This window comes from Lentilactobacillus dabitei, from assembly GCF_019061365.1.
Classification (GTDB): domain Bacteria; phylum Bacillota; class Bacilli; order Lactobacillales; family Lactobacillaceae; genus Lentilactobacillus; species Lentilactobacillus dabitei.
The window spans coordinates 1-9,170 of sequence record NZ_JAHPPD010000098.1 but is presented as its reverse complement, the minus strand read 5'-3'; the positions used below and the strand labels follow the sequence as shown (position 1 = coordinate 9,170).

The following is a 9,170-nucleotide window of genomic DNA, read 5'->3' as shown; positions in this document are numbered from 1 at the left end:
GGGTTTGTGGTAAACACCATTTTAAAGGAAGCTGATCTTTTTTGTCCGAACAGCGTTCGGATTAATTTTACAATCTACCATCAGCACTAATTTTCTTGAGTTGAGCCGTGTTGTGATGACTAACTTCCTTATTCAAGTATGTTTGAGTAAATTTTTCAGCATCGTTATCAAAGGAAATCATTCGGACGGCCACATAAACAACGGTGGTCATGATGACAATGATTGAAATCTTCCATATTCGCTTCATTACTTAATTACCCCATTACATAATTTATGGCATCCACTCTGTCGATAATTTGTTAAAATGTCAATACCCCCAGGCAAATGTGGGAAAAAGTTTGTTTAATCTTAAAAAAGTTGACGGATTGAGTTGAACAGGAGAAAAAATTGAAATTTAATTGGCGGAACACTGAAAATGATCCTAAAACACTAAAAAAGTTTTTGAATGGCCATGGTATTAGTCACCGGATGTATAAAACAGTGAAAACTGACGGCCAAATTAACGTTAATGGTCAAGCCATCAACGACGCAACTCGGCTAAAGGTGGGCGATGTTGTGGAGGTCGTCTTACCTGATGAACAACCTGATCCGGGGGTTGCGGTGAGTGAACAGCCAATCAAAGTGATGTATGAAGATGATAATTGGTTGGTAGTGGATAAGCCGGCTGGATTAACGGTGGTCCCAGGCCCTGCAAATCGGGAGGATACCCTGGTCAATCGAATTAAGTATCATTTAGTTTCGGAGCAGGCCACCAACCTGGTCCCACACATTATCACGAGACTTGACCGTTTTACCAGTGGAGTGGTTCTGGTTGCCAAGCACCGTCTGGCCAATAGTCTGGCGAATGAAATGCTTGCCCAAAAGACGCTTCATAAAGAATATGCGGCCGTTGTCTCTGGCAGTGGCCTTGAAGAACACAGCGTGATTGACAAGCCGATTGCTAAAGATCCTGATGGATACGGCCAACTCATTTCAGACACAGGCAAGCCTTCTCGGACTGAATATTGGGTGGAACGTGAGTTTAACGATCGGACGTTAGTGAGGGTGGTTCTCCACACAGGTCGGACCCACCAAATTCGGGTCCATTTTGCGGCCATTGGACATCCCTTATTGGGAGATGAACTGTATCAAGGATCAATGAATTTAGGGATTGAGCGACAAGCACTGCACGCTGCCAGCTTGGAATTTAAGGACCCTTTTTCCAAAGAGCAGCTTCATTTCAAAAGTCAACTCCCAGCCGATATTTTGAAGGTTATCGATTAGAGAAGTACTCATCTCGTGCACAACTGAACGTTGCTGTTAAAGCAACTTCTTGTATTATAAAAATAATAATTAGAATTCAGTGAAAGCGACACCATTTCCGTTGCCTTTTTCCCCAGTCATGTTACGATTACATCATCAATTGAAGGAGGAGACTAGATATGTCTACCAATAGTGAATCGGATCAGATGATTCAAAAAATTATTGCTGAAATGGAAACGAATTTAGCCGTACTAACATGGATGAAGGACACTGCAGATAATAAGGAAGCTCAAGAACACATTCGTGCACTCAAAGCCGATTTGTTGAAGGCCAAGACTGATTTGATTAAGGCATAATGGTAACTTTGCTTTTGGATAGGCACTAGTTTTAAACGACTGAGATCAAAATTAAAGAATGAATCATGGCATCTTACTGATATAATAAATCGGTGGGGTGCTTTTTTTGTAGAGTGCTGAAACAAGCGGTTAATGACTGGAGTCTAAGCAGCTCTGGTTGAAAATGGGTTTTATTTTTAACCAGAGCTGCTTAGATGCAAGTCATTGCTTGTTGAAGCACGTTTCCACTATGTAGCTAGGGTGCTTACGTGCAGGTTATTGCTTGGTCGAGCACGTTTCCGCTACAATCTAGCGTATCTAATCAATTGAATGTTTAACAACTAAAACAATCGTCAGGAGGTCCATCTATGGTTGAAGAAAAAACGGCAATTTGTTTCATTGACCATCAACGACATATGGAAATTGATGGTCGTTATTTAAAAAATCTCGAACCAGCGACTCGTAACCTGATTAAGGGGGATTATCCGACCGCTAAAATTACGGATTTTATTTGCGATCATGATCTGCTCAAATATCAGTTGATGCGGGTTGATGGGATGATCAATTCCGATGTGAAGCAAACTAAAAAGATTAATCATCGGCTGACTAAGGCGATGCAAAGTGACGATTACGATATTGTAGATGTTAATGACAACTTGGCAAAAAGTTTAACATTTGGTCAAAAGGTGTCTGACGCGGTGGCCCGGTTCGGTGGTAGTTGGGGATTCATTGGGATTTTCACGTTTGTGTTAGTGGCGTGGATGACAATTAATGGTTTGCAATTATTCGGTATGCATTTTGATCCGTTTCCATTTATTTTATTAAACCTCGCATTAAGCTGTATTGCCGCAATTCAAGCCCCCATCATCATGATGAGCCAGAACCGGGCCAGCGATCGTGATCGCATGAATTCTGAAAATGATTACCATGTGAATCAGAAATCCGAGCATGAATTACGAATTCTTCATGCAAAGTTGGATAACTTAACGCAAAACCAATTGCCGCATTCTCTGGAAATTCAAAAATTAGAAATTGAAATTCTGGGGCAGATCCGTACTGAACTGGACTTAATTCAGCGCAATCAGCCTGGAAATGTCAAAAGGAAACTGGATGAAAACGATTCGGTTGATCATGAAAGCAAAAATGAAAAAGGCACCAAGTAAATCCCGTACTTTGACAAGCTATGAAAAAATCTGTAAGATAACGTGTAACACTATCACTAACTAACAAATGGAGGATTTTTTTGATAACCGTTAGAGAAGCACAACAAGATGACGCCGGGCAGATAGCCCCGCTAATTGATATTATTTTTGATGAAATGGAACTGGATGAATTAGACGACGTTCCCGAACCTGGATTAGCCAAGGTCATCACGAGGGCTTACCAGACAGATACGTATCTGTCCAGTAAGGCATCCACCGTGGTGGCCGAGGCCAATGGTCAAGTTGTTGGTGTAGTATTTGGCTACCCCAGCGAAAACGAGGACGATATCAACAAGGTTCTGATCAATTTATCAAAGAAGAGTGCCGATTTTAAAGAACCGTATATTCCTGATTCCGAGACCCATTCTGACGAGTGGTACTTGGATTCAATCGCCGTTGATCCTAACTATCAAGGTCACGGAATTGGTAGCAAATTACTTGCTGCGGTTCCGCGGATGGCATTGAATGATGGCAAATCAGTGATCGGTTTGAACGTTGATTTCGAAAATCCCGAAGCAAAAAAATTATATGAACGCAAGGGTTTCAAAACAGTGGGCACCAATGTGATTGGGGATCATTTATATGATCATATGCAAAAAGCAGTCCAAGAACGAAACTTATTGTCAGTTTAATTTAACAATAGTGAGAGAAGCAGGAATTTATTTTCCGGCTTCTCTTTTGTCATATATAATTGACACCACATGATTTTAAGTTTATATTGTTGTCGATGACATATATATGTGACAAAAGGAGATCGGTATTATGAATCGAGTGCGAGAGTACCGAAAGCTAAATAAACTGTCACAGTTTGAACTGGCTGAAGCAATTGGGGTTGCCAGACAGACAATTAATCTGATTGAAAACGACAAATACAACCCATCGTTGAAGTTATGTATCCTGTTAGCTGAAACGTTGGGGACAGATTTGAACACATTATTTTGGAAGGTTGGTGAAACTGATGAAGAATAAAGAAGGCATTCTAATTAAGATTATGAGGTATTCTTTTAGCATCCGTGGCGTTTTAGATGAGCATAATCTCCAAGCCGTGAATCGAATTGCGACAAATGGGTTTATGTATTTATGGATATATACAGCAGTGACAAATATTGTCATGTTATTTCTCCCAGAAGCGATGATCACCCACTCCTTTACCATTGGTTTTGTATTTATTAATATACTTGTAGGCTTTGGTGGTGTCAGCATGTATATTAATCATCAGGTATCGAAAATGAAGCTCAACTACCAAGAAGTGTCAAAAGATGAATAGCCTAACGCGGTTCGCCGGGCATATCGCCATGGGGCTTTGTGGGGACTTCTCTACGGAATTTATGTATATTTGATTACTGCCTCTTTTAATGGCTTTACTTCCTGGTTTACGATTTGCCTCACCCTTTTCATTATTGTCATGGCTTGGATGAGTGACACGCAGCAAGAAATTGGTCACATCGTTAAAGCTGAATAATTTAAAAAGTTTGCTAGCGTGAAAGACAAAAATTATTAAGACGAGGCGATTAAAGTGAAAGCTCAAGAATCTTTTGGCATCAGAATGTTGAAATGGTTTTACGGGGTTCCCGGTCCTCTCGATGAATATGCCAGACAAACGTTGGATCGAATTGGCGATCACGCGTTTATCTTTCTATCGGATCTATACGTTCTTCGCCAACTTGGTGATTTTTGGCGTGGCAGTTGCGGGATCAACCCTTGTATTCCTCTGGGTGGCCGGGGCTAATGAATTGATTACAATTTTGGGCTTGTGGCAATATATGTCTGGCAGTTTCAAAAAAGCACTTATTGGACGCTGAAATTAAGGTCGGTGGGGCTAAAACGCTTCATCATTGGCAGCTTTATCAAGCCGTTAAAAGTGGGATGATTTATATACCAATTGCTTACTTTATCCAGTTTGCTATTAGTCTGGCAATGGGCACCGAGACCGTTTCTTCATTCTTGTACACGCTCAATTATCCCGTCTTATCGGTTATCTGGGGCCTTGCAATTGCCAGTCTTGAATATTTTGGCAGAACGATGCGGACAAAATATTTCAAGTAACCAAATCCTAATTGCATCTCCAGAGTGATTTGTTATAATGAGATTTCGATCATTAATTTGAAAGGAAACCACTATGGAAGACAATATCAAACTGGGCGATCCAGTTTTCAACAAAATGCTATTTGTGTTGGACAAAGCCGTTAACGAAAAAAATCATCGGGACTATCGGTTCGATAACGAGGAACTGATTCAGATCAGCGATGGTATTTGGGCCATGCCAGCCTACATGAAGGATGATGATGATGACTTCAGCTTATTCTTCATCATTACTGAAATTGAGGATGGCCATACAGTGTTGGCTTTTTCCACTGGTGACAAGAAAGATGATCAGTTTTCATTAAGCGAGCCGATGATTACTGGGGAAGGCCTCAATCAATTGGTTGAACACGACAAGGATCGGGCCGCTTCAATTTTACATTTCATCAACCAAATTTCTAAGGCTGATGAGGGGAATTGGCGAATGGTCGAATAGGGGTTGCATTTATTTGCGAACTTGATAGACTAATCTTAATTCTAAAATTTCAGGAGATTGCTATGAAACTCACATTGGTTGAATCAGCTCAACGCATCAATAGCCGACCAGACGTTATCTGTGACTACATCAATAATGGCCTTGTGCCATCCCAGCCGCAGCTGGCAGCCGATCCTTTGCTGGATGAGACGGATATGTATTGGTTGGACTTGGTGCACTGTTTTATCCAAAACGGTTCGTCAATTGAAGAAGTTAAACAGTTGATAAAGCGTTGCAATATCTAGTCAAAACGATTGTTAAATCTTTAATCCAATGATATTCTAGGCATAGAGGGTATCGGCACCCTGTATAGTAATTAATTAGATTGTCGTTTGTATAACTGTTAGATTGCACAAGTGATATGACAAAAAGAGTTCCATCGTGCGAACAGAAGCACTTTGAGTATCCAGTTGTAAAATTGGATCAGTATTCGAGTATGAACGAAAAGAAATTTGATTAAAACCGATGGGGTGCCGATATTTCTCTGGAGAACCGTAGCGAGCTTGGGCTTGTCATGGTTCTTTTTTTGTTTTGGAAAATATCAACATTAAATTTTCAGGTTACCTAACAAAATTGTTGAACTGGTATGGAAATTATGCTTCAGTAATGTAATAATAGATTCAGATTGGAGTGGTTAGTTTATGGAAAACAATAATCACCAGGAAGTAGGGGGTAATCGATTTTTCTGGGTTACAATTCTAAATATTGTTATTACAATTGCTGAATTTGTGGGCGGCTTTCTTGCTGGAAGTCTATCGTTGATATCCGATGGCTTTCATAATTTGGGTGATTCTCTTTCAATTGTTTTTAGCTACATTGCGAGCAGAATTAGCCGTCGGCGACAGAATGCCCGAAACACTTTTGGCTATAAGCGAGCCGAAATTATTACGGCATTCTTGAATTCAATTGTTTTGGGCATTATTTGCACCGTTTTGATGATTGAAGCGATTAAGCGAATTAGCAACCCACAACCAATTAACGGCGATTTAATGTTAATCATTGCGATTATTGGGTTGGTAGCCAATTTGCTGTCGGCCTTTTTATTGAATGCGGGTTCCAAGAGCAATTTGAATATGCGGGCAACTTATCTACATATTATGAGTGATGCGTTATCATCGATTGCAATCATTATTGGTGGTATCTTAATTGACTTGTTTAACTGGACATTAGTGGACCCAATTGTCACCATTTTGGTGGCCCTGTACATTATCTGGGAGGCAATTCCGATTGTCCGGCAAACTTTCAGGATACTCATGCAAGGCGCACCAACGATTGACTATGAAGCGATCAAACGTGATTTACTTCAAATTGACGGTGTCTTCAGTGTTCACCACGTTCATGCGTGGTCAATCGATGAAAATAACATTATTTTTTCGGCGCATGTTAACATGCATGATATGAAGATTAGTCAAGCTCAACCGATTTATTTGGAAATAACAAAGATTTTGAAGAATAAATATCATATTTGCCACGTCACGATCCAAGCGGAGACAACGCGAGGAGAAGACGAAGATATTATTTACGATCGTGGCAATGATATTCCGTAAAATAGGAGATTATGCAATTAATGACCCCAATGAAAGAGGACTATTTAAAAATAATTTTTGAACTGGGTGGCGCTAATAAACTGGTCAGCAATAAACAAATTGCGATTAGTTTGAATATTGCCGCTGGTTCGGTAACTGAAATGGTCAACAAGATGGTGGATGAAAAGCTGGTTGAGCACGAACCGTATTCGGGGGTTCGACTGACTGCCAAAGGGATGAAATACGCGGAGGAATTGGTTCGCAAGCATCGAATTTGGGAAGTCTTTTTGACAAATACCCTGCACTTTGATTTGCCAGATGTCCATGATGAGGCGGAACGCCTCGAACATGTGACAAGCGACAAAATGATCGATCATTTAGATGACTTCCTGGGGCACCCAGAACGTTGCCCCCATGGCGGTGTCATTCCCGATAGAAACGGTCATTATCAAAAAGATCATGATAAGATCTTAACGGAAGCCAAGGATGGCGAAACAGTGACGGTGAATAGGTTCATTGATAACCACGACCTGTTGACATTGTTGGGCGACATTAAGTTGGATATTGGTGACAAGCTAAAAATAATCTCCCATGACCCATTCGAAGGTTCGGTGACGGTGGATAACGTCACGGATAAAAAACAACTGGTGATCGGGTATAAGACGGCGCATTATGTGTTTGTAAAATAAAAGCGTGCGTAACAAAGTGGTTAGAAACCGAAACGTAAGTCGCCTTAATCTAAAATCCGTGGTTTTGGGATTTTAGATTAAGGCGACTTACGTGCAGGTTTCTGCTTTGTGGAGCACTACTCGACTAGGTAGTGGGGAATAAATCCTGGGATTTTACAATAAGGTGCTTACGTGCAGGTTATTGCTTTGTGGAGCACTACACGGCAATGTAGTGGCGAACCATCCCAAATATCAACAAGGAACTGGGAATGGCTCGTCTCCCAGTTTTTCCTTACGAGGTGAACAAATGGCTGATCAACAAAAAAATTACGATCATTTGGTAATTAATACCTGTGTTTTGGCTGGAACGATTATGATCGAATCGGGTTCCGAAATGACCCGGGTAAACGATACTGTCCTGCGGATTGCCAGGAACGCCGGCTTGAAGAATGCAAACATCTATGCCACTTTGACGGGAATTATTGTTTCTGGTGGCGTTGATGATGTTGGTGCTCAGGTTGGTTCAATCGACAAGCGGGTCTTAGACATGGAGAAGGTCGCCAAAGTAAACGAACTTTCTCGTGAGTATGCAGCTAAGAAGATTGATATTGAACAATTTTATGATGATCTCAAGAACATTGACCGCTTAGTGGCAATGTTCCCACTCTGGGTTCAATTACTTGGTGCTGGATTGGTGAGCGGCTCGCTGGTGGTCGTCTTCCAGAATAATCTACCAGATTTTGGTATCACGTTCTTAGTTGGGATGATTGGTTGGGCAGTGTTATATTTTCTAAACATCTATGTTCAAATCCGATTCCTAAGTGAGTTTATTGCCGCCATGACGGTCGCCAGCCTAGCGATTTTATCTGTTAAGTATGGCTTTGGGATTAAAGCCGACGACATTATCATTGGGTCATTAATGCCGTTAGTGCCGGGGATCCCGTTAACGAATGCGGTCCGGGATGCGTTATCCGGCAATTTGATTAGTGGCCCCGCTCGCGGGATTGAAGCACTGATTAGTGCCTGTGCATTAGGGTTCGGCGTGGCGATTGCCTTACATTTCTTTTGAGGGGAATTAAATGACTGTTTTTATTATTAAATGTATTTGCGTCTACCTTTCCGGGATTGGCTTTGGGTTGATTGTCAATTTACCCCATCGCGCGCTGAATATTGCCGGCATTAACGCTACAATTGGCTGGCTGGTCTACTATTGGATATTTAGCACCTGGGGAGGCCTTGGTGCGCCCAACTTTTTCGGCGGCTTAGTGATCGGAATTTTGTCAGTCATCATTGCCCGTTGGAAAAAGATGCCAAGTATTTTGTTTGATGTTCCTGGATTGGTGCCGTTAGTTCCGGGCGGTCAGGCGTATAACTCAATCAAAAACTTCGCCCTTGGTAATTATCAGGTTGCGTTTAATTACCTGTCAGAAGTGGTTTGGATTGCTGGCTCGATTGCTTTAGGCTTTATTGTCGCAGAACTGGTTAATAAAATTAGACAGAAGATTCGAAGGGCCCAGGTACGAAATTAGGGCATCATCAAGTCCGGTTTAGTGAGAAAATTTGGGTCAAAGTCAAATCGTATTGATGGCGACTTATGAGCATCACCGAAAGGTGATGCTTTTTTGTTATTAGGCATGAAT

The 9,170-nt window shown here is 41.3% G+C and carries 15 protein-coding genes; 14 read left to right on the top strand and 1 reads right to left on the bottom strand.

All coding sequences use genetic code 11. The features are described 5' to 3' along the window. Positions 1-67: 67 nt before the first annotated feature. A complete protein-coding gene (locus KTE19_RS11830) occupies positions 68-247 on the bottom strand; it encodes a hypothetical protein (RefSeq protein ID WP_217342360.1) in 180 nt (59 codons plus the stop codon). A 140-nt stretch (positions 248-387) separates the two neighbouring features. Between KTE19_RS11830 and KTE19_RS11825 the strand changes: the two genes are divergently transcribed. From KTE19_RS11825 to KTE19_RS11760, 14 genes are all read left to right on the top strand, one after another. Beyond that, on the top strand, positions 388-1,263 hold the full coding sequence (locus KTE19_RS11825) for an RluA family pseudouridine synthase (RefSeq protein WP_217342359.1): 876 nt from the start codon (positions 388-390) through the stop codon (positions 1,261-1,263). A gap of 158 nt (positions 1,264-1,421) precedes the next feature. Next, complete coding sequence (locus KTE19_RS11820) at positions 1,422-1,598, top strand: hypothetical protein (RefSeq protein WP_217163338.1); 177 nt, start codon at positions 1,422-1,424, stop codon at positions 1,596-1,598. Positions 1,599-1,945: 347 nt separating this feature from the next. Continuing rightward, a complete protein-coding gene (locus tag KTE19_RS11815) occupies positions 1,946-2,740 on the top strand; it encodes a DUF1003 domain-containing protein (RefSeq protein WP_217342358.1) in 795 nt (264 codons plus the stop codon). An 80-nt stretch (positions 2,741-2,820) separates the two neighbouring features. After that, positions 2,821-3,411 (top strand): GNAT family N-acetyltransferase, encoded by a 591-nt coding sequence (locus tag KTE19_RS11810; protein ID WP_217163342.1) that lies wholly within the window; start codon positions 2,821-2,823, stop codon positions 3,409-3,411. Between the two features lie 130 nt (positions 3,412-3,541). Further along, entirely contained in the window at positions 3,542-3,748 is a 207-nt protein-coding gene (locus KTE19_RS11805) for a helix-turn-helix transcriptional regulator (protein WP_054748889.1), read from the top strand. Beyond that, positions 3,738-4,046 carry a DUF3278 domain-containing protein gene (locus KTE19_RS14060; protein WP_249778442.1) on the top strand — a complete coding sequence of 103 codons (309 nt, stop codon included), beginning with the start codon at positions 3,738-3,740 and terminating at the stop codon, positions 4,044-4,046. The genes KTE19_RS11805 and KTE19_RS14060 overlap by 11 nt, the downstream gene beginning before the upstream one ends. A 249-nt stretch (positions 4,047-4,295) precedes the next feature. Next, positions 4,296-4,508, top strand: coding sequence for a DUF3278 domain-containing protein (locus KTE19_RS11795; protein WP_217163344.1), 213 nt, complete (start codon positions 4,296-4,298; stop codon positions 4,506-4,508). A 62-nt stretch (positions 4,509-4,570) separates the two neighbouring features. After that, entirely contained in the window at positions 4,571-4,825 is a 255-nt protein-coding gene (locus KTE19_RS11790; protein ID WP_217163346.1) for a hypothetical protein, read from the top strand. A gap of 73 nt (positions 4,826-4,898) precedes the next feature. Next, positions 4,899-5,297 carry a hypothetical protein gene (locus tag KTE19_RS11785; RefSeq protein ID WP_217163348.1) on the top strand — a complete coding sequence of 133 codons (399 nt, stop codon included), beginning with the start codon at positions 4,899-4,901 and terminating at the stop codon, positions 5,295-5,297. A gap of 62 nt (positions 5,298-5,359) precedes the next feature. Further along, positions 5,360-5,581, top strand: a complete 222-nt coding sequence (locus KTE19_RS11780) for a MerR family transcriptional regulator (protein ID WP_054748887.1) — start codon at positions 5,360-5,362, stop codon at positions 5,579-5,581. Between the two features lie 396 nt (positions 5,582-5,977). Then, complete coding sequence (locus KTE19_RS11775) at positions 5,978-6,883, top strand: cation diffusion facilitator family transporter (RefSeq protein WP_217163350.1); 906 nt, start codon at positions 5,978-5,980, stop codon at positions 6,881-6,883. A gap of 20 nt (positions 6,884-6,903) precedes the next feature. Next, positions 6,904-7,551 carry a metal-dependent transcriptional regulator gene (locus tag KTE19_RS11770; RefSeq protein ID WP_217163352.1) on the top strand — a complete coding sequence of 216 codons (648 nt, stop codon included), beginning with the start codon at positions 6,904-6,906 and terminating at the stop codon, positions 7,549-7,551. A 286-nt stretch (positions 7,552-7,837) separates the two neighbouring features. Beyond that, positions 7,838-8,599, top strand: coding sequence for a threonine/serine exporter family protein (locus KTE19_RS11765; protein ID WP_217163355.1), 762 nt, complete (start codon positions 7,838-7,840; stop codon positions 8,597-8,599). A gap of 10 nt (positions 8,600-8,609) precedes the next feature. Next, on the top strand, positions 8,610-9,059 hold the full coding sequence (locus KTE19_RS11760; protein WP_217163357.1) for a threonine/serine exporter family protein: 450 nt from the start codon (positions 8,610-8,612) through the stop codon (positions 9,057-9,059). Positions 9,060-9,170: the final 111 nt, after the last annotated feature.